This window comes from Salinactinospora qingdaonensis (genome assembly GCF_039539445.1).
Classification (GTDB): domain Bacteria; phylum Actinomycetota; class Actinomycetes; order Streptosporangiales; family Streptosporangiaceae; genus Salinactinospora; species Salinactinospora qingdaonensis.
On record NZ_BAABDD010000022.1, the window covers coordinates 1 to 20,030 of the forward strand.

The 20,030-nt window shown below is 69.6% G+C and carries 22 protein-coding genes, 1 tRNA gene and 2 pseudogenes; 14 read left to right on the forward strand and 11 right to left on the reverse strand.

Going from position 1 to position 20,030, the window contains the following annotated elements; genetic code table 11:
* The first annotated feature begins 314 nt into the window (after positions 1-314).
* Positions 315-548, forward strand: a complete 234-nt coding sequence (locus ABD848_RS18675; RefSeq protein WP_344974062.1) for a hypothetical protein — start codon at positions 315-317, stop codon at positions 546-548.
* Positions 549-656: 108 nt separating this feature from the next.
* Here the strand turns inward: ABD848_RS18675 and ABD848_RS18680 are convergent, their stop codons facing one another.
* Together ABD848_RS18680 and ABD848_RS18685 are read right to left on the reverse strand one after the other, a co-directional pair.
* The gene (locus ABD848_RS18680) at positions 657-1,559 is read right to left on the reverse strand and encodes a nucleotidyl transferase AbiEii/AbiGii toxin family protein (RefSeq protein WP_344974065.1); all 903 of its coding nucleotides are present in this window, start codon (positions 1,557-1,559) and stop codon (positions 657-659) included.
* Positions 1,556-2,257 carry a type IV toxin-antitoxin system AbiEi family antitoxin domain-containing protein gene (locus ABD848_RS18685; RefSeq protein ID WP_344974068.1) on the reverse strand — a complete coding sequence of 234 codons (702 nt, stop codon included), beginning with the start codon at positions 2,255-2,257 and terminating at the stop codon, positions 1,556-1,558. The genes ABD848_RS18680 and ABD848_RS18685 overlap by 4 nt, the downstream gene beginning before the upstream one ends.
* 130 nt (positions 2,258-2,387) lie before the next feature.
* Here ABD848_RS18685 and ABD848_RS18690 point away from each other — a divergent pair, with 130 nt between their 5' ends.
* A complete protein-coding gene (locus tag ABD848_RS18690) occupies positions 2,388-2,750 on the forward strand; it encodes a hypothetical protein (RefSeq protein ID WP_344974071.1) in 363 nt (120 codons plus the stop codon).
* Positions 2,751-3,067: 317 nt separating this feature from the next.
* Here ABD848_RS18690 and ABD848_RS18695 read toward each other — a convergent pair whose 3' ends face one another.
* Complete coding sequence (locus tag ABD848_RS18695; RefSeq protein WP_344974073.1) at positions 3,068-3,217, reverse strand: hypothetical protein; 150 nt, start codon at positions 3,215-3,217, stop codon at positions 3,068-3,070.
* 222 nt (positions 3,218-3,439) lie between these two features.
* Here ABD848_RS18695 and ABD848_RS18700 point away from each other — a divergent pair, with 222 nt between their 5' ends.
* The 3 genes and pseudogenes from ABD848_RS18700 (at position 3,440) to ABD848_RS18710 (ending at position 4,553) form a co-directional block, all read left to right on the forward strand.
* Positions 3,440-3,655 (forward strand): hypothetical protein, encoded by a 216-nt coding sequence (locus tag ABD848_RS18700; RefSeq protein WP_344974076.1) that lies wholly within the window; start codon positions 3,440-3,442, stop codon positions 3,653-3,655.
* 54 nt (positions 3,656-3,709) lie between these two features.
* A pseudogene (locus ABD848_RS18705) lies at positions 3,710-4,103 on the forward strand (IS982 family transposase); the annotation flags it as partial.
* A 228-nt stretch (positions 4,104-4,331) separates the two neighbouring features.
* Positions 4,332-4,553, forward strand: coding sequence for a hypothetical protein (locus ABD848_RS18710; RefSeq protein ID WP_344974082.1), 222 nt, complete (start codon positions 4,332-4,334; stop codon positions 4,551-4,553).
* On the opposite strand, the gene ABD848_RS18715 is transcribed toward ABD848_RS18710, so the two are convergent.
* A complete protein-coding gene (locus tag ABD848_RS18715; RefSeq protein WP_344974085.1) occupies positions 4,538-5,248 on the reverse strand; it encodes a glutamine amidotransferase in 711 nt (236 codons plus the stop codon). The genes ABD848_RS18710 and ABD848_RS18715 overlap by 16 nt on opposite strands.
* Positions 5,249-5,295: 47 nt before the next feature.
* Positions 5,296-6,147: an AraC family transcriptional regulator gene (locus tag ABD848_RS18720; protein WP_344974088.1), complete on the reverse strand. Its 852-nt coding sequence runs from the start codon at positions 6,145-6,147 to the stop codon at positions 5,296-5,298.
* A 141-nt stretch (positions 6,148-6,288) separates the two neighbouring features.
* On the opposite strand from ABD848_RS18720, the gene ABD848_RS18725 reads away from it, so the two are divergent.
* The 3 genes from ABD848_RS18725 to ABD848_RS18735 all read left to right on the forward strand — a co-directional run bounded on the left by ABD848_RS18725 (position 6,289) and on the right by ABD848_RS18735 (position 9,078).
* Positions 6,289-6,834 carry a carboxymuconolactone decarboxylase family protein gene (locus tag ABD848_RS18725; RefSeq protein WP_344974091.1) on the forward strand — a complete coding sequence of 182 codons (546 nt, stop codon included), beginning with the start codon at positions 6,289-6,291 and terminating at the stop codon, positions 6,832-6,834.
* Between the two features lie 111 nt (positions 6,835-6,945).
* Positions 6,946-7,896 carry an acyltransferase domain-containing protein gene (locus ABD848_RS18730; protein WP_344974250.1) on the forward strand — a complete coding sequence of 317 codons (951 nt, stop codon included), beginning with the start codon at positions 6,946-6,948 and terminating at the stop codon, positions 7,894-7,896.
* Positions 7,897-8,034: 138 nt separating this feature from the next.
* Entirely contained in the window at positions 8,035-9,078 is a 1,044-nt protein-coding gene (locus ABD848_RS18735) for an LLM class flavin-dependent oxidoreductase (RefSeq protein ID WP_344974094.1), read from the forward strand.
* On the opposite strand, the gene ABD848_RS18740 is transcribed toward ABD848_RS18735, so the two are convergent.
* The 4 genes and pseudogenes from ABD848_RS18740 to ABD848_RS18755 all read right to left on the reverse strand — a co-directional run bounded on the left by ABD848_RS18740 (position 9,067) and on the right by ABD848_RS18755 (position 12,060).
* On the reverse strand, positions 9,067-9,969 hold the full coding sequence (locus tag ABD848_RS18740) for a nitroreductase/quinone reductase family protein (protein ID WP_344974098.1): 903 nt from the start codon (positions 9,967-9,969) through the stop codon (positions 9,067-9,069). The genes ABD848_RS18735 and ABD848_RS18740 overlap by 12 nt on opposite strands.
* 51 nt (positions 9,970-10,020) lie before the next feature.
* Positions 10,021-10,509, reverse strand: a complete 489-nt coding sequence (locus ABD848_RS18745; RefSeq protein WP_344974101.1) for a hypothetical protein — start codon at positions 10,507-10,509, stop codon at positions 10,021-10,023.
* 221 nt (positions 10,510-10,730) lie between these two features.
* Positions 10,731-11,790 (reverse strand): annotated as a pseudogene (locus ABD848_RS25085) (beta-ketoacyl [acyl carrier protein] synthase domain-containing protein); the annotation flags it as partial.
* 45 nt (positions 11,791-11,835) lie between these two features.
* Positions 11,836-12,060 carry a hypothetical protein gene (locus ABD848_RS18755; protein ID WP_344974107.1) on the reverse strand — a complete coding sequence of 75 codons (225 nt, stop codon included), beginning with the start codon at positions 12,058-12,060 and terminating at the stop codon, positions 11,836-11,838.
* Between the two features lie 58 nt (positions 12,061-12,118).
* On the opposite strand from ABD848_RS18755, the gene ABD848_RS18760 reads away from it, so the two are divergent.
* Both ABD848_RS18760 and ABD848_RS18765 read left to right on the forward strand, forming a co-directional pair.
* Positions 12,119-14,071 (forward strand): DEAD/DEAH box helicase, encoded by a 1,953-nt coding sequence (locus tag ABD848_RS18760; protein WP_344974112.1) that lies wholly within the window; start codon positions 12,119-12,121, stop codon positions 14,069-14,071.
* A 27-nt stretch (positions 14,072-14,098) separates the two neighbouring features.
* Positions 14,099-14,695 (forward strand): hypothetical protein, encoded by a 597-nt coding sequence (locus tag ABD848_RS18765; RefSeq protein ID WP_344974114.1) that lies wholly within the window; start codon positions 14,099-14,101, stop codon positions 14,693-14,695.
* 114 nt (positions 14,696-14,809) lie between these two features.
* Here the strand turns inward: ABD848_RS18765 and ABD848_RS18770 are convergent.
* Positions 14,810-14,897: transfer RNA gene (locus ABD848_RS18770), tRNA-Leu, on the reverse strand.
* Between the two features lie 119 nt (positions 14,898-15,016).
* Between ABD848_RS18770 and ABD848_RS18775 the strand changes: the two genes are divergently transcribed.
* The 4 genes from ABD848_RS18775 (at position 15,017) to ABD848_RS18790 (ending at position 19,147) form a co-directional block, all read left to right on the forward strand.
* A complete protein-coding gene (locus ABD848_RS18775) occupies positions 15,017-16,351 on the forward strand; it encodes a M20/M25/M40 family metallo-hydrolase (protein ID WP_425567608.1) in 1,335 nt (444 codons plus the stop codon).
* A 136-nt stretch (positions 16,352-16,487) separates the two neighbouring features.
* A complete protein-coding gene (locus tag ABD848_RS18780) occupies positions 16,488-17,531 on the forward strand; it encodes a hypothetical protein (protein WP_344974117.1) in 1,044 nt (347 codons plus the stop codon).
* Positions 17,532-17,764: 233 nt separating this feature from the next.
* Positions 17,765-18,205: a hypothetical protein gene (locus ABD848_RS18785; RefSeq protein ID WP_344974120.1), complete on the forward strand. Its 441-nt coding sequence runs from the start codon at positions 17,765-17,767 to the stop codon at positions 18,203-18,205.
* Positions 18,206-18,481: 276 nt separating this feature from the next.
* Positions 18,482-19,147 carry a hypothetical protein gene (locus ABD848_RS18790; protein WP_344974124.1) on the forward strand — a complete coding sequence of 222 codons (666 nt, stop codon included), beginning with the start codon at positions 18,482-18,484 and terminating at the stop codon, positions 19,145-19,147.
* A gap of 464 nt (positions 19,148-19,611) precedes the next feature.
* Here the strand turns inward: ABD848_RS18790 and ABD848_RS18795 are convergent, their stop codons facing one another.
* A complete protein-coding gene (locus ABD848_RS18795; RefSeq protein ID WP_344974127.1) occupies positions 19,612-19,797 on the reverse strand; it encodes a DUF5703 family protein in 186 nt (61 codons plus the stop codon).
* Positions 19,798-20,030 lie beyond the last annotated feature (233 nt).

Sequence of the window (20,030 nt, forward strand, 5' to 3'; positions counted from 1 at the left end):
GCGGTCGTGCGGCGCCTCTGGTGCCCGGTGACACCACCCCCCGGATCATCGGTGACAGGGGGACACAGTCATACCGGGACCAGAGGCCGGGAGTCCCATTGCGGGACTGCTCTAAAAGGTAATGGGGGCGGTACGGCAGCTCACTCGGGCGGCCTCCCGACTCGGTGACGCCGTAGAGACACTGGCCGAGCTGCACACCGGGGTCGTCAGCGCCACTCCCCGTGGGCGAGACGCCCAGGCCGCCCAAGCGTTCACCGCGGTTCCCGCGAACGAGATCGGTCCGACCGCGGGTGTCCTCGAAGTGCTCCTGACGGGTGGCGAGCTTTCGCACGGTGCGGTTCCTCTCGCCGCCGATGGGGGCGCGGTTGCTGGACTTCACCGCGATGGCCGATCGGCTGGTAACACCACCGCGACGCAGGCTCGACACCGGCGGTCCGGTGCGATCCGACGAGCCGCTTGAAAACGCCGATGAGGTGTATGAACAGTTCCCGGAGCAGTTTCACAACACCGCGCACGTCCTACGGACCCGGCGGGCCTGCCCGGGATGAAGGCGCGACTGTCGGACCTCTTGGAGGATGTGGACACGCTCTTCGCCCGCCCCGATCATTGAGAGGGCTGTAGCGCAGAACATCAGCTTTGTTGAATCTCCGGGCCTTTTATGCCGAAGGTTCCCATGAGGCCATGTGCGGATTCCAGGTCCCAGCGGCGGTCCCGTCCAGCAGCGGGTCGAGGAAGGGCGCTGCGATTGCGAGGGCCCCGTCGAGGGTGGTTGTCGGCAAGGGCGCCACGGCGCGGCGGGCTTCGGCGGCGAAGCCGCGTTGCCACAGTTGGCGGTCGGGCACCGTGAACCCGGACGGGAGCGTGAGGCGCCGGCGCTGAGCCTCGGATCGCAGCGCGTCGAGTTGGATGTCGGCGGCGACGTATTGGCTGCCGATGACGGAGAGCATGTCGACGAGGTCTTTGAAGCGGGTGGAGGGGCGCTGTTCCGACCCGTGCCGTTCGAGGATGGCGCAGGTCTTGTCGGCGATGTGGTCCGCAAGCGGGTAGACACGGTAGCCGGGGCGGTCCAAGCCGGGGATCGCGACCGCGGGCAGTGGTGGGACCTCATCCGGGGAGCCGGTCATGCGGATGTCCTCGGCGACCACGTCGACGTGGAAGCGCACCCATTCGGTGGTTCCGATACGGGCCGTCGTCGGTATACGAACGCCGTTGGCGCCGTCGGAGACCGGGCTCGCGCGGCCGGTTTCGAACGTGAACCAGTCTCCGAGATCGAGGGCGGCGGCTCGCCGGAGGTCGTGTTCTGCCTGGCCGCGGTCGCTGGGCCGGTAGACGTCGATGTCCACGGTGCGGCGGACCGCGAGTTCGCGGGCGAGGAGCGCGGTGGCGCCTTTGACGATCCATCCGCTGTCGAGGTGGTAAAGCCGCGCGAGCAGCCGGTCGTAGGCGAATTGGCGCTGGAGTTCGGCCAGCGGCCACGGGCCGTTGGGGTCGGCTGCTGCGCGCAGGCGTTCGGTCAAAGCGCGGCGGAACGCGGCCGGGGTGGTGTAGGGGAGGGTCATGGCGGCGGTGGGCTGCCTTCCTGATCGGGCGTTGCGTCGAGCCAGTAGCGCCGTTCCGGGGCGCCGGCGAGGTCGAGGAGCCAGCGCAGCAGTCCGGCGCCGTCGCCGCGGCGCAGTCCGAAGCGCGCGGCGCGCAGAGCCAGAGCCTGGGCAGCGGTAGTCGGGTGTTCGTGGCCGGCTCTGAGTGCGTCGGCGAGGACGTGTCCGACGGCGCCGGGATCCTCATTGTCTGTGAGCAGGTCGGCGGCGGTGCGGGCGGGTCGAGTGACCGGCAGGCCCCGTAGAACAGTGTGTTCGTCTTCGGACAGGCGGGCGCGGTGCAGGCGGACGTCGGGGCGCCGAGTCTGGCGTCGGGTCGGCAGAACGAACTGGTGGACGTCGGCGGGGAGATGTCCCAGCTCGTAGAGGGAAGCCGCTGAACGGTGGGAGACCACGCCAGTATCGGCGGTGCGTTCCCAGGCGGGAATGGCCGGTGCGAGTTGCAGCCAGGCGGCGCGCAGGTCGAGGTGGTCTGTGGGCGGGGCGCCGCGCAGGCGGTACACGCCGTGGGCGACGCGTTGGACGGTGGCCTCGTCGGTGGCCATGCGTGACAGGGTGCTCCAGGCCATCCCGGTGGACTCGGCCTGGCGCCGGGTGAAGAGTCCCCACTGTTCTTCGGCCAGGTCCGCTAGGGACGCGATGGCCGGCGAGCGGTGCATGGCTGCATTCTATAGCGGATAAGCGCTATATTGCAGAAACTCTAGAAGCAGAGCTGCGAAATATCCGGATGGGCTATACAACGCAGTTGCGTCCTGCGGCGAGCCTGCCCGCTGGTGCACCAACGCTGCCGTGCTCTGGGGCGAACTCCACCAGCAGGGCTCCAACGGGAGCTATGCGAGCGTGCACGAGCACATTCGTCCCTGGCGCTCCCATGCCGCCTCACCCTCGGCACCGGCCCCTCCGTCCTCCGTCTGCCAGGTCACCGCTTGGATCTTCACCCACCCTGGCCACCTCGAACGCGAGCAGCAACTCCAACTCAAGGCGGTGCTAGGTGTCTGCCCCGAACTGGCCCGGCTCAGCGAGCGCGTTCAGGGCTTCGCTCGGATGATGGTCGAGCGGCAGGGCCACCGGTTGGGAGAATGGACGAAGGCGGCCCGGGGCAAGCAGATCGGAGAACTCGACTCCTTCGGCCGCGTCCTGGTGCGCGACTGAGGTGTCGTCGTGGTGCCGCACAGCTTCCGGCGCAATAGGCTCAGATGTACGGGCACGCCAACCCCGGCCTGCTACGCAAACGCATAGCTCCTCACAGCCTGATCGTGGAGGCAGAGCTTCACCGAATCCGTGCCAGAGCCAGTGTTCACGCGTTGCCGACACACCGTAGGCCGGATCAGCCGCATGGACGGTTTGGATCGCCATGGTTGGCTTCGCGCCACCTCCGATCCGCTCGATACGTTGTCGATGGTCAGTGAGTTTTAGCCCTCGCTCTCACGTGGTGAAGCACTGGTGGGCGGTCGGGTCTCGCCTCCGATTCAGGAACCGTGTTCGTCGATCTCGCCATCATGGAGGCCGAGTTGGCGGAGCGCTTCTTTGACGGTGGGGTCGAGGGTTTGGCGGGGTACGCCTTGAGGGCCACCTTCGGCGGTGACCCGGATGTCCACGGAGACCTCGGCGTGACGCATTAACGGCAGCACGGCGGACTTGACGACCTCGCGCCTCTGGTCACCGGGGCTCCCTCGCGCGGCGACTGTGACCCTCGAAAGATCGTCCCTACCTTCACCAGGCTGGCTGCCGTTGTCTTGATTGAAGCGGCTGTAGCTGTCGTCGTTGCCGGATGTGGTGGTCTGCTGGCCCGTTGCTCCTTTCCCGCCGGTCTCCTCTTGCGGCTCTCCTGGGTGCCCACCGTGCTCGTCACCGTTCCGCTCGCCGGGCTGGCGACGGTCGAGGAGCTTTTGAGTGGAACCGGCACGTACAAGCCAGGTTTCGGGCTGGAAAGTGATCTCGACAGGATCAATGGTCTCCTTAAAGCGGATCAGCGCATCGCTGGCATCCCAGGAGGAGTCGCTGGCGAGGGCAAACTGCCCAGATTCGGCCCCGGCGGCCAGGGCCTAGATCGTTGATGGGAGTTTCCCGAACCGGCTGCGGACATGGCGAAGGGCGCCCATGCTCAAGCTGTGAACACGAACCTGGACGCCCTTCTGATCGCACTCTATGTCCATCTGGACGACCACGTCCTGCCCCTCGGGCCGCAGTCCGGGAAAACGCGGCCCCGCCCGGCTGCTCGCCGACGCCGAACTGGTCAGCGTGGCCATCGCCCAAATCCTGCTGCGCTGCGGCTTCGAGCGCCGCTGGATGCGCACCGCACCTGCCCGGATCGGCCACCTGTTCCCCCGCCTGCCCGGCCAGTCCGAGTACACCCGCCACCTACGCGATGCCGCCCCGGCCCTGCTCGCCGCCTCCACCTGGCTGGCCCGGCCGGTATCGACACGGCAGGAGAGCCTGTGGCTGATAGAGGGCACCCCGCTGCGCTGCGGCGCCTCCCGGGTTACGGTCAACGTTGGGGGCGTCGCTAGCGGGACCAGGCCAGGACTCGCTGAGCGGTGGTCGTGGCGAGGGGGCGAGGACGGTGAACAGTCGTGGGGCCTCGCCGAGGATGATCGCGATCAGGTCTGCCAGTGGCGCTTGCCGCCGTCCTGCTGTGGGCCGCCTCCGTGAGCAGTCGTCCTCGCTTCCGCGCTGGCGGCCGTCGGTGAGGAGCTCGTCGTCAACAGCCGGGTGGTCGAGGAGCTGGCTGGTGTGCGCGCAGGGGGTGTGGGCGGTGGCCCAGAGCTGCGTGAGGCACTGCTGCGCCGCCGTCCGGAGGTGGCGGTGGTCGACGTGCGGCTGCCGCCGAGGTTCACCGTGATGGGGAAGGCCGTCAGTAAGCACATCAACGCGGTCGTGAGCGAGCTCGACCTGCCGTCGACCGACCGGGAGGCCCGCCGGGTCCGCGTCGTCCTGTCCTACCTGGACGGCTGAGGGATCTCGTCGAGCCACCGCTCGAACACGCGTACCGCGGCCTCGGCGAGCCGGGGGCCGTGTGCGGCGGCGTCCGCCCGGACGCGGCCGGGATCGATGCCTGCGGTCGCGAGCTCGTGGGCGTGCCCGACCAGCCACTGCTCGATCCGCGCGTGGTCGGCCTCCAGGTGGAACTGGAGCCCCAGCACGTGCGGCCCCGCGCCGAACGCCTGGTTCGGGAACCCGGGCGTGTGCGCGAGACGGTCGGCTCCCTCGGGCACGGCGAACTCGTCTCCGTGCCAGTGCAGCACCGGGACACCGTCCAGGGGCGCCAGCACGGAGCGGCACCCCTCGTCCGTCAGCGTCAGCGGCGCGTAGCCGATCTCCGTGCGCCCGGTGGCGACGACGTCCGCCCCGAGGGCCGTGGCCACGAGCTGTGCGCCCAGGCACACGCCGAGGGTGGGCAGGCCCGCGCGCACCCTCGCCCTGACCGCCTCCTTCTCGGCGCGCAGGAACGGGTAGGCGTCGTCCTCGTACACCCCGACGGGGCCGCCGAGCACGACCAGGAGGTCGGGCCGTAGCGCTGCCTCCGGCGTGATCGGCTCGATCGGGACGTCCAGGTACGACGTCCGGTAGTCTCGGGCGCCCAGCAGGGGCGCGAGGAGCCCGAGGTCCTCAAAAGGCACGTGTCGCAGCGCCAGCACGTCGCGTGTCATGGGTGTTGTTGCTCCTCGGCAGACCTCGGGTGAGGGACAGGACAGGGTCAGCGGGTGCCGGCCAGCCAGGCGCGGGGCGACTGCCCCAGCTCGCGGGCGAACGCGCGGGAGAAAGCCGGCGGGTTGGCGTAGCCGAGCTCCGTCGCCGTCCGGGCGACGGAGGCCCCGCCCCGCAGCCGCTCCTGGGCGACGGTGAGCCGCCACCCCGTCACGTACTCGGCCGGCGACTGCCCGACGGCCGACTTGAACCGGGCGGCGAACGCGCTGCGCGACATGTGCGCCTCCCGCGCCATCGTGGCGAGCGTCCACGGCCCGCCGGGGGTCTCGTGGACCGCCACCAGGGTGCGGGCGAGGCGCTCGTCGGCGAGGCCCGTCAGCAGACCGGCGGGCATGGCGAGCTCCTCGGTGTGGTCCAGCAGCCACCGGAAGAGGTGGACGAGCACCACCTCGAACAGCCGGTCGGCCAGCACCCGGCGGCCGCAGCGCACGTTGTCGATCTCGGCGAACAGCAGGTCGAGCGACGGCTCCAGACTGTCGACCGCCGCCACGGGCAGGACGATCACGGCCGGAAGGGTGCGCACGAGCGGGTGCGTGGCCCCGCCGTCGAAGTCGAGCGTCGCGCACGCGAAGTCGGAGTCCTCCGTGGGCGCGTTGTGGAAGGAGTGCTCCAGGGGCCTCGGGTAGAAGAGCAGGCTCGGCCGATCGATCGCCCGGCGCTCCAGGCGCCCGCCCGCGCCACGGTGGGTCACCTCCATCTCCCCGCGCCGCAGCACGTGGAGGAAGCCTCGGCCCGGCTGCGCGGCGAACGTCGTGACGCCGCACAGCGGCCCGGTGTGGAAGACGCGCGTGCGCACCCGGAACCGGTCCAGGAGGGGCGAGAGCCGGTCGATGGAAACCACGAGCCTAGTATGCCAGACGATCTGGTACGAACCACGGACGATTTCACGCCGTTCATCCACGCTCCGATGCCAGTCTGTGAGTACGCCCCCTCGGGGACCCCCACGAGGGGGCGATTCCGTCACGACCGAAGGAGTATCCCCATGCCCACCGTCCACCTCGTCGAGCACGACTCGGCCACCGGCAGCGTCAAGAACCAGCTCGACCAGATCCACGCCACGTTCGGCACCGTCCCCGCGATGTTTCGGGCCGTCGCGAACTCTCCCGCCGCGCTCACCAGCATGTGGTCGTCGTTCGGGGCCTTCGCCGGTGGGGCGCTCGGTCCCGCGCTGGGCGAGCAGGTCGCCGTCGCCGTCGCCAACCGCAACTCGTGCGAGTACTGCCTGGCCGCGCACACCGCCCTGGGCCGCAAGGCCGGCCTCAGCCAGGACGCCCTGACGGCCGCGCAGGACGGCACCTCCGAGGACCCCCGCACCGCGGCGCTCCTCCGCTTCGCCCTGCAACTCGTGGAGCACCGCGGGCAGGTGAGCGCCCAGGACGTGCAGGCCGTCCGCGACCAGGGCTGGGACGACGAGCACATCGTCGAGGTAATCGCCCAGGTGGCCCTGAACCTGTTCACCAACTACATCAACATCGCGCTCGACGTTCCGGTCGACTTCCCCGGGGTACGGCTGCGGCCCGCGAGCTGACACCGGCCGGCGGGGTCGTGCGGGCCAGCACCGCCGAGCGATCCGTACGACCCCGCCGGGCCACCCATCACGCACCGACCGTGTCCTCACGCGGGCGGCGTCCGGCCGGCACTGCGGCAACGGCTCGAGTTCGACACGGCCCTCGCCGCGCTCCCCCGCGGCCAGGGCGCACAGTACCCGGGAATGGCCACCGACCTGTACGCCCACGACTCCTCATTCGCCGCGACGGTCGATACCGTCCTCGACCTCTTCGACGACGCCGAGCTGCGCGCGGACTGGCTCTCCGAGCGGCCACGCGTCCCGATCGGCGACGTCACCCGGGCGCAGCCGCTGCTGTTCACCATGGACTACGCGCTGGCGCGGCTGGTGCTCGACCGCGGTGTGCGGCCGGCGGCCCTGCTGGGACACAGCGTGGGGGAGCTCGTCGCCGCGGTGCTCGCCGAGGTGTTCAGTCTGCAGGACGCGGTCGCCATCATGCGCGACCGCGTGCGGAGACTCGCGGACGGACCACGGGGAGGCACGCTCACCGTGGCCGCCGGGGTGCAGGAGATACGCCCGATCCTGGGAAAGCATCCCGAGGTCGCGATCGCGGCGGTGAACGCGCCACGGCAGACCGCCATCGCCGGTCTCGATACTCCACTGCGGGCCGCCGAGGCGGAGCTGCGGGCCGCCGGTTTCACCGTGCTGCCCGTCGCCGCCCGCACCGCGTTCCACAGCCCGGCTCTCGCGCCCCTGCTGGAGGGCTTGTCTCCCTACGAGAGCTGTGCCCGCGGCGACCCGCGCATTCCACTGTGGTCGTCGGCGACCACCCACCCGTTGGACGCGGCGGCGGTGCGGGACGACGCGATGTGGGCGCGTCAGCCGATGGCCCCAGTGCTGTTCTGGGCAGCACTGGACCGGCTGGTCACCACGAACGGTCCGGTACACCTCGTCGACGTGGGGCCTGGCCAGGGCCTGGCCACTGTCGCCCGCCGACACCCCGACGTCCAGCGCGGGCACAGCACCGTCACCGCTTTGCTACCGGCCCGGCGGGGGGTCCGGGTGCGGAGGCTGACGCGGTAGCCGAGGGCCTGGAGGCGATCCAGTCCGGAGCGCACCAGTGATGCCCGTCGAGGAGAAGCGCCCGCGGTGCTCTCGGCCGCACACCTGCCCCGCGCACCAGACCGCGACCGCGGGTCACCCGATGGAAAGGTGCCACTGATGCGTCTCGCTGCGAACATGACCTACCAGGGCGTGGGCGACCTCGCCTGCGCGGCCGAGCAGCTCGGCTACGACCTGGTGCTCGCCTCCGAGGGATACCGCTCGGACGCGGTGAGTGTCCTCGGGGCCGTCGCCGGGCGGACGTCGCGCATCGGCTTGGCCTCCGGCGTCATGCAGATCCCGGCCCGACCGCCCGGCGCCGCGGCCTTGGCCGCGGCGACGCTGGACGCCGTGAGTGGTGGACGGTTCCGCCTCGGGCTCGGGGTGTCCAATCCGCGCGTGTCGGACGGCTGGTACGGGGTGCGGTTCGCCCAGCCGTTGGCACGCACCCGAGAGTACGTCGACATCGTCCGCCGTGCCCTTGAGGGCGGACCGGTCCGGTATGCCGGGGAACACTTCTCCCTGCCAGCCTGGGGACACGAGCAGGCGCCACTGCAGCTGTTTACCGAGCGTCCAAGCACGGACCTGCCGATCTACCTGGGCGCGCTGGGGCCACGCAACCTCCGGCTGGCCGGGGAGATCGCGGACGGATGGGTCAGCGGCTTCACAACGCCGGACCTGGTCGCCGAGTCGGTGAAGGAACTGGAGGCGGGACGCGCACGCGGCGGGCGGACGATGGACGGCTTCGAGGTGATCCCCTACGTCGCGGCCGCCGTGGCCGCGGACGTGGCCACGGCGGCCGACGAGCTCCGCGCGCACTACGCGCACCTGCTCGGCATCGGCGGCTCGGACAACTTCTACTGCGCGATGGCGGCGGACATGGGCTTCGAGCGCGAGATCGCCGAGTTCCGCCAATGCCTGGAATCCGGGGACCGCGCGCGGGCCGCGGCCAGCGTTCCCCTGGAGTTCATCGACCGCACGGCGCTGCTGGGGCCGGTGGAACGGATCTCCGAACGGATGGCGGCGTGGGCCGACGCCGGCGTCACCACACTGAGCGTGCTGGTCTCGGCGAACCACACCGACGCAAGACGCCCGGGATCGCGTTTCCCGGGCGTCTGCGGGTGCTGCGGCGTTCCGGTCCGGCAGGGGAACTCAGCTCAGTGAGTTCAGCACGGGAACGAGTTGCTCCTCCTCGTAGTCGAGGTGTCGTTCCAGCTCCTCCGCAAGTTCCTCGAACCGCTGCCGCACCCCGGCGGCGTCACCGGTGCTGAGTTCGGTCAACGACTCCTCGATCCCCCGCAGGAGTCGGGCCACCACAATGTGCTCCTCGCGCAGCCTGGCCACTATGTCCGCGAGTTCCGGGAACCGGTTCGCCAGGTCCGGGAAGAGCCGGCTGTCCTCACCCTGGTGATGCTCCTCCAAGTCGGCGCAGAAGGTCAGGCAGTACGTACGCAGGTCCCGCCCCGGTTCCAGAGTGGGGCCGGCCCCCGCGGGGTCGTGGTCATCGAGTTCCTCGCGGATCCTCGCCAGCGCCCTGCGGTACTGGTTGTGGAGCCGGACGAACTCCTCACCCATGGCCCACGCCCGCGACGTATCCGGTTCGGTGCCCGCCCGGAACAGTCGGACGATCGGAATCTCCCGCTGCCTTGCCTCCTGCGCATCCGCGAGTCCGGGTTGGACGCGCGCGGCGTGGGCGAAAAACCAGTCCCGCTCTCCCGCGCGGGCGATTAGCGCGCTAGCCGCATAGGTATCGTCGCCGGTTTCTACGGTGACCCGCGGATGCGCCTGGATATCCAGGTACCACGGCGGGTCCTCCGATCCGGAAACATCGCACGCGGCGAGGATGATCCATTCGTCATCGGGGACGCATTCGACTGGCGTAGTGCGCGGTGTTCCGGTCCCCGCCCGGGTGGTGGTCAGGAGAATAAGGTTCGCGTCCGCGCGCGCACCGCTTACCTTTCCACCATTCTCGCGGAACTCGGAAATGACATGCTGATCGAGGCCACCAGAAACAGGTGAACTCAAGAACGACTCCTTCGGATCACGGACCTCCATGCGGTCAGCGTCCTCCCGCTGCCTGCACGCGATCCGTGAGGTATTGGAATACTAGCCGTTGAGCGTGGGCAAGGCATCGGACCACGATTCCACCGCGTCCGGAAAATCCCGATCGAACCAGTAGGAGCGCCGGGTGAACGGAGTGCCGGGCAGGTCTGCGCGCCGCGGTGGCTCCCCGTCCCGCAGCGTGTCCCAGTCGGCCGGCTCGTGTGCCAGCCAGTCTCGCACCACGCGGGCCTCCGCGGCGTCCAGTACGGCGGTCCGGGCGTCCTCGGGTGGTTCGAACTCGGTGCGGACCTCGGCCGCCGTCGCCACCCCGTGCAGGCCCTCGCGTAGCTCCGCGAGGTCCCGCGCGCCCAGGACACGCCGCACCGGCCCAGCAGGTCGGCCGCCCCGCAGGCTCCGGGCGAGCGCCGACAGCGTGGGCGGCGGCAGGACGGCGATCTCCCGGCCGAGCCGGTCGGCGAACGCCGCGAGGGCGGACTCGGTGCCCGCCGAGATCGGTACGGCATACGCGCGGTCGTGGGACGCTGCGGGCACCTCGGGGCCTCCTCGACGATGACGTGGGAGAGCGCCCCGCCGAGACCGAAGGAGTTCACCCCCGCACGCCGCGGGGTTTCGCCCGGCGGCCACGGTGCGTCCTCAGTGGCGATGGCCTGTACGGCGGCGTCGACGGGCAGTGCCGGATCAACCTCATCCAGCCCGGCAACCCGGGGAACCTGTCCCTTCCGGAGCATGAGCACGGTCTTGACCAGCCCGATGAGTCCGGCTGCCCCCTCCAGGTGCCCGATGTTGGCCTTGACCGACCCGACCCAGACGCGGCCGTTCGGCCCGGTGGGAGACCGGCGTGGTTCGGCCGGAGCGTGCAGGGCACGGACGAGCGCATCGACCTCCACGGCGTCGCCGTGGGGCGTTCCGGTGCCGTGGGCCTCCAGGTACCCCAGGTCACGAACCCGGCAGCCGGCACGTGCTGCGGTACGGTGCAGCAGCTGGGCCTGTGAGCCGACATCGGTTCCGGTGAGCCCGCCGCCTCGCCCGTTGTGCGCGTTGCCCACGGCCGGGATGACCGCGTGCACCGGGTCCCCGGCGGCGAGCGCGTCGGCCAGCGGGCGCAGCAGCACGCACGCGCCACCCTCGCCGCGGAGGTAGCCGTCCCTGCCGGGCGCGAACGGCACCGAGGCACCGGAGGCGGACAGCGCTCCGCTGCGCTGGGCGTTGTTCGTGTAGAGACCGGAGCTGATCAGGTTGGTGGCACCCACGAGAGCCATCGGGTACTCCCTGCACTGCCAGGCCCAGCGCGGTCAGGCCGGATGAGCAGGCCGAGTCAACGACCGTACTCGGGCCGGTCCACCCGAACTGGTAGGAGACTCGGTTGGCGAGGAAGGACGCCAGCGTTCCCGGGAACGCGGCGGCGTCCGACCGGCCCACCGCGCTCATCCGCTCCCGGTAGTCGGTGAGGAACGCGCCGGCGAACACGGCGACCGGTTCGTCCCGCAGGGCCTCAGGGGCAATGGCGGCGTTCTCCACCGCGTGCCAGGCCAGTTCCAGCATCATCCGATGCTGCGGGTCCATCCAGGCCGCCATCCGCGGTGAGATACCGAAGAAGCGGGCGTCGAACCTGTCCGGGCGGTCGATCAGCGACGCCCGTGGCGGGTCCGGCCATCCCGTCGGGTCCATGCCGTGCCACCGGCCAGGCGGCACGGCCGTGAATCTCCTTTGGGCGCCCGCGACGACTTCCCACAGGTCGGCCAGCGTCTCGATCCCGGCCGCTCGACAGGACATGCCGATGATCGCGATGGGTTCGAGTGTGTGTTGCGTCATGACCGCTTCCTCGAAATGGTTGGTGAGCGCCCGTGCCCGGGGCGATCAGGTCCGTTGCCCGTCCTGAACCGGGGGGTGTTCGGTCGTATACCGGCCCAGCCGCTCGCCGTGCAGCCGGCGCACGCGGCGACGTGCCTCCTCGCCGCCGACCGTGCTCTCGTGATCGGGGATCTCGCGTTCCAGCGCCTTCTCGATCCCGAGCCGGCCAGCCCCGCCGAGCTGGTTCAGCTCGCGCCTTGGCCGCGTCGAACCCGCCGGGGACGGGCGCAAACTGTGGGAGCTGGCCCGGGATGCTTTCGCGCGGGTCCACGCCGCCTGGCGCGACCCCGTGTCCCCCGAGGAAGGGCTGGTCGCGGTACTGCTGCAAGGCGCGGTCACTCTGGCCGACCATTCCGGCTCGGCCCACGTGCCACTACAGACGCACATGCCGCTCCCACCGGCTTTCCTCACCACCCTGGCCACGCCCTACCCCCACCAGAAGGCCGCCGCCGACACGCGGGGCCACCTCGTGCTACGGGCTCCCACCGGCAGCGGAAAGACCGAAGCCGCCCTGGCCTGGGCCTCGCACCAACTCGACGACATGAGCGGCCAGCCCCGCCTGATATGGGTGCTGCCCTATCGGGCCTCCATCGACGCCGCCTGGAAGCGCTTCCTCCACAACCTGGTGCCTGAGCCCGGAGCCGCCCAGCCCGACATCGCGGTGCTGCACGCCACCACCGTCCAGACCCTGCTCACCCACGCCGTCGCCGAGGACACCACCCCCACCCGGGAGGCTAGCGCTGTCCCGAAGCACACGATGGCGGTGCAGGCCCGCGACCGTGCCCACGCGATGCGCACCCTGTTCGCCCAACGGGTGCGCGTGTCCACCCCGCACCAGTTGCTGCGCGCGGCCATCGCCGGGCCCCGCTATTCCAGCTTCCTCCTCGAACAGGCCAACGCCCTCATCGTGCTCGACGAGCTGCACGCCTACGACCCGACCACCTTCGGCCGGATCTGTGCGGCCATGGGCCTGTGGGAACAGCTGGGAAGCCGGGTGGCCATCGCCTCAGCCACCTTGGCCCCGCCCATGCTCGACCTGATCCGCGACACCCTCACCAACGGCGTCACCGTGCACCAGGCGCCCTCGGGCACCGCGCCGGACCGCCACCGTCTCGTCGCTCATCACCCCTGGAGGGTTCGCAACCTGGCCATCTCCGACCTTGCCCGCGCCGCCCGCGCCAGCCTCTGCGGCCAAGTCGAGTTGATGGACATGCAACTGGGCACCAGTCTGGCCGACATCTGCGCCGCCATCACCACCGGCGACTACGACCTCGTGGGCATCTCCGCCACCTTCGGCCAACACGACCTGCTTACCCGTGCTCTCGACCACACCTTCGCCCTCACCGAGCCACCAACCGTGATCGCCGGCGGCAGCCTCACCGCACGCAACGAAGCGCTCCTCCTGCAACGCTACCCTCACCTGCTCATCGCCCGCGGCGCCGGCGAACCCACCATCGCCGATCTGATCACCTGGCACCACGGCGACCTCGCTTTGGAGGAGGTCCGCGGACTGGGCTACACCGGCGCTCCCCGCGGCGGCGCACTGGCGGTCACCCCTCCCTCGGTGCGCCGCACGCCCACCGTGGCCAACCGCCACCAACCCGACATGTTGCCCGAACTCGATCTGCTAGCGGCAACGCTTGACCACCACGGCGTCGCCCAACTGGAAACCTCACGCGGCTGCACCAACTACTGCTCCTTCTGCCCTCGCGGCCACAAAGGGATGTGGTCGAGCCTGACCCTCCAGTCCCTGCCGTGGATGCTGGAGGAAATCGGCGCGGCCTTCGACCGCCACCCCGGCACCGCACGCACGCTCTACCTCGTCGACGAGGAGATCATCGGCCACGGCCCCGACAGCCTCCCCCGCATCCGCGACATCGCCAACCAGCTTCACCAAGCCGGTATGACCTGGGAGTCCTCCTGCCGCATCGACCGAATCGTTGACCCCAGCCACGACCGCGCCTGGCATCTGGAACGCGCCCAACTCTGGCGCGACCTGTGCGGCCAAGGCCTGTGCCGCATGCTCTTCGGCGTGGAATCGGGTGTCACCTCGGTGCTCGCACGCTTTAACAAGGAGACCACCGCAGAACAGAACGCCCTGGCCATCCGCACCCTCTCCGCGCTGGGCGTGCCCACCCGCTACACCTACATCACCTTCGATCACCTGATGAGCGCCGAAGAACTTGCCGCCACCCACGCTTTCCAAGCCCGCACCGACCTACTGTTACGCCCCCTGCCGTAACTGCCCGTCGAGACCATCGTCGACGGCGTGCGCGACGAGGACTTCGTGGCCGAACACTCCAGCGGGCGCCCCTTCTACACCGCCATCTCCTACATGCTGGTGTCCATGGAATGCCTCATCGGCGCCGCCTACACCCGCCGTGTCGAAGCCGCCGGCCTCTCCGGGCACCCCCGCCCCTCGCTGGGCCGCATCGACGCCGACTTCGCGGACTGGCGGATCGGCATCTGCTCCCAGCTCGCCCAGCTCTGGATCGATCGCAACTTCGCCCTGGACTACACACTGAAGTCCATCGAAAAGATCTTGGAAGGAGAGGCCCGCCACCAGGTGCGCCACACCCGCTCCCTCCTCAAGGACGCCGCATTCGCTCTGCTCGGGGCGATGCTGGAGCACATCGCTCAAAAGAGAACTTTATTCAGGCGATCTCACGCCCAAAAGTGCCTCCACACCAGTTGCGATCCCTTCAGGGGTGATGAGCGGACAGTGCAGAAGATGTTGGGCCACGCCAAGCCGTCGATGACGCTCGACGTCTACGGCCTCCTCTGGCCCGATCGCCTCGACGAGGTGGCCGATGGCCGACGCCATGGACGCGCGCCGCATGGCGGCGCTGACGAACGCCGAAGATAGCGCGAAACGAAACGGCCGCTCCTGAAGCGTGTGCACTATATGTGCAACGCCTGGAAGCGACCGCCTTCCACGACCGTGAACCATACACTCTGACCTGCGAGTTCACCGGCCATCTGGTGTCCGAGGGGGGACTTGAACCCCCATGCCCTTAACGGGCACTAGCACCTCAAGCTAGCGCGTCTACCTATTCCGCCACCCGGACTTGAAATGTCGGGCGTCTGTGCGCCCTGACGTCGTCAACGATAGCAAATGTATGGAGTTGCTCGTACATCGTTTGGCCGATGCGGGGACCATAGGGGGAAGCCCACGACAGCCAGACGAATGGGGGACGCCATGGTGGACGACGAGCAGGCGATGAGTCGAGCCGAGCGGGAGGTCGTAGACCTGTGCCGGGAACTCATCGCCATCGACACCTCCAACTACGGGGACCACTCCGGGCCCGGAGAGCGTGAGGCGGCCGAGTACGTCGCCACCAAGCTCGACGAGGTCGGCGTGGAATCGCGGATCTACGAATCCCACCCCGGGCGCAGCAGCGTCGTCGGTCGAATCGCCGGCCTCGACCCGACGAGACCGCCGCTGCTGCTCCACGGGCACCTAGACGTCGTCCCCGCCGACGCCGCCGACTGGACCCACCCGCCCTTCGCGGCAGAGATCGCCGACGGGTGCGTGTGGGGACGCGGCGCCGTCGACATGAAGGACATGGACGCCATGATCCTCGCCGTGCTACGCCAGCGCATGCGCGAGGGCCGCAGGCCGCCCCGCGACATCGTGCTCGCCTTCCTCGCCGATGAGGAGGCCGGCGGCACATGGGGGGCGCAGTGGCTCGTCGACCAGCACCCGGAACTGTTCGCCGACTGCACCGAAGCCATCAGCGAAGTCGGAGGCTTCAGCCTGACCATCAACCAGGACCGGCGGCTGTACCTCATCGAGACCGCGGAGAAAGGCATCGCGTGGCTGCGGCTGACCGCCCGCGGCAAAGCCGGACACGGCTCGATGGTCAACGACGACAACGCCGTCACCGAACTCGCCGAGGCCGTCGCCCGACTCGGGCGGCACACCTTCCCCGTCCAGCTCACCAAGGCCGTTCGGGAACTGCTGGAAGAGATCTGCCAAGAATTCGACATCCCCTTTGACGAGGACGACATCGAAAGCGTGGTGGCCCGACTCGGACCCATCGCCAACATGATCGGCGCAACACTGCGCCACTCGATCAACCCCACCGTCCTCAACGGCGGCTACAAGGCCAACGTCATCCCCGGCACCGCCACAGCCGAGGTCGACGGCCGGTTCCTGCCGGGCATGGAGGAGGAGTTCTTCGCCGAGATCGACCGGCTCCTCGGCCCCAAGGTGACTCGGGAATTCATCCACCACCTGCCGGCGGTCGAGACCGGCTTCGAGGGCGGGATCGTCACCGCCATGACCGACGCGCTCCAGGCCGAAGACCCGGGGGCGCGGACCGTGCCCTACTGCATGTCAGGTGGCACCGACGCCAAGAGCTTCCAACGGCTCGGAATCCGCAACTTCGGGTTCGCGCCACTGCGTCTGCCCCCGGAACTCGACTTCGCCGGCATGTTCCACGGCGTTGACGAGCGGGTGCCGGTGGAGTCGTTGCGCTTCGGCGTGCGGGTACTCGACCGCTTCATCGACCTCAGTTGAGGGCCCGCCCCGCGCGCAACCTCGGTTACCGCCGGGGCGGCCCGGTAAAGATCTCCAGGTGGATTCTGTCGTTCCGGTTGCGCCGGCCAGCGTCGCCAGTGGTAAATTACAGTGCGTCGATGTCACGTAGCTTTACGTGTCGGTCGTGGTGCTCATCGCCGCCAAGGCCGTCACGTATGTTTCCTGTAAAGGGGTGACCATGGTGTTCGCGAGCCGGCAGCAGCGGGAACGTCCCGCTGGCGCGGCTCGTGGCTCCCTGGCTCCCACAGTCCTTCGTCTTCTCACGCTGGGCGGGATCGCCGCCGCGGGGTGGCTGCTCGGCGGTGCTGGCTCGGCACTGGCCGAGGATGCTCCGCTGGAGCCCGCCACCGTGGCGTTGGGGCAAGCCGTCGACGCCGCTGCCGAAGGCGCGACCTCGGCGTCCCCGGTCGGTGGGGCCGTCGACAGTGCTCTCAAGGGCGACTCCGCGGCGGTGGTGACCAGCGTCGCCGACGAAGCCGACGAGGCGGTCAGCGACACCGTCGAGGCCGGCCGCGGTATCAGCTCCCACGCCGACCGTTCGCTACAGGCGGGCACGGCAGCCCTCACCGAGGGCGTGTCGCGAGGGCTCGCCGGCTCGACGGAAGGGGTCGCGTCGGGGGTGCGTCAGACGGTCGACAACGCTTCCACCGGCGACGCGATCAGCGGCATCACCGGTGCAGAGAGCGCCGGCTCCGACCGTTCCGCGCCGACGTCCAACGGCGATGCAGCGGAAGCGCCGCAGACCGAGTCGGCACCCGCTGAAAGCCGGGGAGCCGAGCGTGCCGGCGCTGACCGAGAGGTCTCCTCGGCCGGCGCCGCCTCAGCGGACACCAGCACCGAAGGTGCGGCAGACGTCCCCGCCCCGGAGGACGTGCCGACCTTCAACATCGTCGCCTCCGGCAAGGAAACCAGTGCCGGCCGTGTTGACCTCGCCGGCGAGGAAACCCCAGCCAGCGCACCGCTGTGGCCGCACAGCTCCGAGTCCAGCGCCACCACGTCCTCGGTTTCCTCCGTGTCGGTTCCGGGAGCTACTCCGCCCGCGTTCCTCGCCAGCCGAATCGACTCGCTGCGCCCCGTCGCGCACCGTGTCTCACTGCCCGCGGCTCCTGCTTTCGTCGCGCGTTACGCCGCCGACGACCCTTCCTTCTCGCCTGACTAGCTCCTCGCCCGGATCAGCCTAGGCGCCCCCGTTTCCCGGCCCTCGTCGCCGAATGTGCGTTTGCACACTCCTCGCGCCTCTGCCGACCAAGACCCGGCCCTTTTCGGAACCGTCTCGTAACGCGCGCCCCTTTCAACTTTCAAGGACCTGCCATGCCGAGTGCGCACAACACGTCGCGAAAAACGGCTTTTGTCACCCTTGCCGCTGTTGTCGCCGCAGGCTCTCTCGTCGCTGTGACCAGCGCGCACGCCACCGAGGCGCCGTCCAGCGCCCCTCCTTCCGGTGCCACCGCCGCACCCGCCACAGCCGGGTGTGCCACCCCTACAGCCGAGATGGACATGCCCAGCGTGTGGCTGCCCCGTGCCGAGTCCACCGACCAGTCCGGCCCGCTGCCGCCGGGGCCTCCCCGGGCCCCGGAATCTTCGGCGCATCTTCGTGACCCCGACAACGAGGAGAACGACCATGCCCCCGCCCCATCCGCTGCCGCATCCGCGTCGCCCACAGCCAACGACACCCCCTCCACCTACGGTTCCCCCACCGCGTCGCGCGCCCTCGTAACCAGCCTCCCGGCCGCCGGTTCCACCATCCTCGCCTGTGCCGGTATCGCGGCCACCGCGATCGTCACAGCCGCGGGCGCCGTCATGCTGAACCGCGACTCCATGGGTCCGCCGTAACCCGCGCGGCTCCCGGTCCACGGACCGGGGGCTGGCGTGACCGCCGCGACAACGCGGCGCGGCGGTCACGCCAGCCCCGCCCAGCCAGGGCGGAGCTGTAGGGGCGGGTGGAGGCGAAAGAACGCCGCTCGCCCTTCGTGTCCCGGCACGACCCGTCAGCCAGACGGGCGATACCGGACGATCCGGGCCGTGAACACTCGCTCTCGCCAGGAGCGACAGTCGCCGCGGTCGTCAGGATCTCAGCTCATCCGAACAATCGCTGAAAGGACATCCCACATGCGCACGTGGGTTCGCAGCTCGACAAAAATAGCGCTGCTCACAGCCGGATTCGTCGCCATGGGCACCGGGATTTCGCTCGCCGACACTCTCCCGAACGCCGAGGGGGCCACCTCCGAGCGCGGCGAGCTCGCGGTCACCGAGGAGATCAAGGAGACCCTCGGTCACGTCGAACGCACCACCGACGGGCTCACACCGGTCGTGGACACCCAGAACACCATCCCCAACCCCAACAGGGACGGGGGAGTGCTGGCCCGGCCCGTCGACAGCGCCCTTTCCCTGGCGCAGGAGGGGGAAAGCACCGCCACCGTGCCGATGCGTCACTCCGGCGGCGGGCACGCAGCCGAGGTCATGACCTCCGGCAACGGCTCAGCGGTCGGTGGTAACCAACTCGTCGCTGATCTCGACGCCCCGGCGAACGCATCTGGTAACGCGGTCGCCGCCGTCCTGGGCGTCTCCGGAGCGACCTCCGAAGACGTCGGCGCTGTGGTGGTGACGCAACGTAAGGACATCGAAACGTCTGGCAATGGTTCGGCCGTTGGCGGCAACCAAGGGGTCGTCGACGTTGACACCCCGGTGAACGTCGCGGGTAACGCTGTCGGTGCGGTCGCCGGTGTCGCGGGCGCGGCAGCCGAGGACACCGGCGCTGCGGTCGGGGGGCGCTAGTCGCCCTCGGCCGGGTTGGGCCTTTCGGGGCCTCTTGAGCCGAGGGCTGTCTCAGCGGCGCCTCGGCCGGCCTTCCCGTGGGAGGTGGGCCTGCCCTTGCGGGGCCGTGAGTAATCTCCCACACCTGCCAAGTAAGCGTGTGCCGTTGTGGGCCGGAGCCTTGGACACGTTCCGGTCACCTCAGCGGCACCGATAAGAGATTGTGAATCGGCGGTCCGGCCGTCACCGTGTCCCTCCCTGCCGTCTTTACGATCGCGGCGGACCAGACGGGGGAGGGGCGTGCGGATGAGCGCCGGTGCGGCCGGCCATCCGGTGTCCCGCCGGCATACGCGGCGGACGGGCGGGAGCAAGCGGATGGGGTGGCCGTACGCCGAAGCGGTGAGCCCCCTGGAATATTCCGGGGGCTCACCGCTTTGTTGTCTGGGGCCGGCCACGCCCACCAGGGACAACCATTGTGGCTTAAATCACATCGTTCGGACGGGGCGGATGATCTTTCGGCGCAGCGTGACACGTCGAGTGCCGTCGGGGTACAACCGCACTCTGGCGAGTTCCCAGTGCCCGTATTCGGCGTGTTCCGTGAGAGCTTGGCGAGTGGCCCCGCGTGTGCTACCGCGTGGGAACCGGAGATCCTGGTACTCGTATTCCACCATTGCGCTTATTCTGCGACTGCCGACGGGGGTTGTGCCATAGCGTGCGGTCGTTTGGGTAATCACCACATGGCCACAACGAGAACATCTCAGGGGCCCTAAGTGGCCAGCCGCCCTCACCCGCGTGGGCGGCGCGGCCTTGGTCCTTCGGTTACCGTCAGTTGCCGGGGACCGATAGTCCACGATTCGCGAACTCGGATCGTTATAGACGACACAAGGCTTTAAAGACAGTTAGA

Bases quoted from the DNA above. Each gene is read 5' to 3' on its own strand.
- ABD848_RS18680 (WP_344974065.1), bottom strand. From the start codon at position 1,559: ATGACCCTCCCCTACACCACCCCGGCCGCGTTCCGCCGCGCTTTGACC.
- ABD848_RS18685 (WP_344974068.1), bottom strand. From the start codon at position 2,257: ATGCACCGCTCGCCGGCCATCGCGTCCCTAGCGGACCTGGCCGAAGAA.
- ABD848_RS18695 (WP_344974073.1), bottom strand. From the start codon at position 3,217: ATGCGTCACGCCGAGGTCTCCGTGGACATCCGGGTCACCGCCGAAGGT.
- ABD848_RS18715 (WP_344974085.1), bottom strand. From the start codon at position 5,248: ATGACACGCGACGTGCTGGCGCTGCGACACGTGCCTTTTGAGGACCTC.
- ABD848_RS18725 (WP_344974091.1), top strand. From the start codon at position 6,289: ATGCCCACCGTCCACCTCGTCGAGCACGACTCGGCCACCGGCAGCGTC.
- ABD848_RS18735 (WP_344974094.1), top strand. From the start codon at position 8,035: ATGCGTCTCGCTGCGAACATGACCTACCAGGGCGTGGGCGACCTCGCC.
- ABD848_RS18740 (WP_344974098.1), bottom strand. From the start codon at position 9,969: ATGGAGGTCCGTGATCCGAAGGAGTCGTTCTTGAGTTCACCTGTTTCT.
- ABD848_RS18775 (WP_425567608.1), top strand. From the start codon at position 15,017: ATGGGGGACGCCATGGTGGACGACGAGCAGGCGATGAGTCGAGCCGAG.
- ABD848_RS18790 (WP_344974124.1), top strand. From the start codon at position 18,482: ATGCGCACGTGGGTTCGCAGCTCGACAAAAATAGCGCTGCTCACAGCC.
- ABD848_RS18795 (WP_344974127.1), bottom strand. From the start codon at position 19,797: ATGGTGGAATACGAGTACCAGGATCTCCGGTTCCCACGCGGTAGCACA.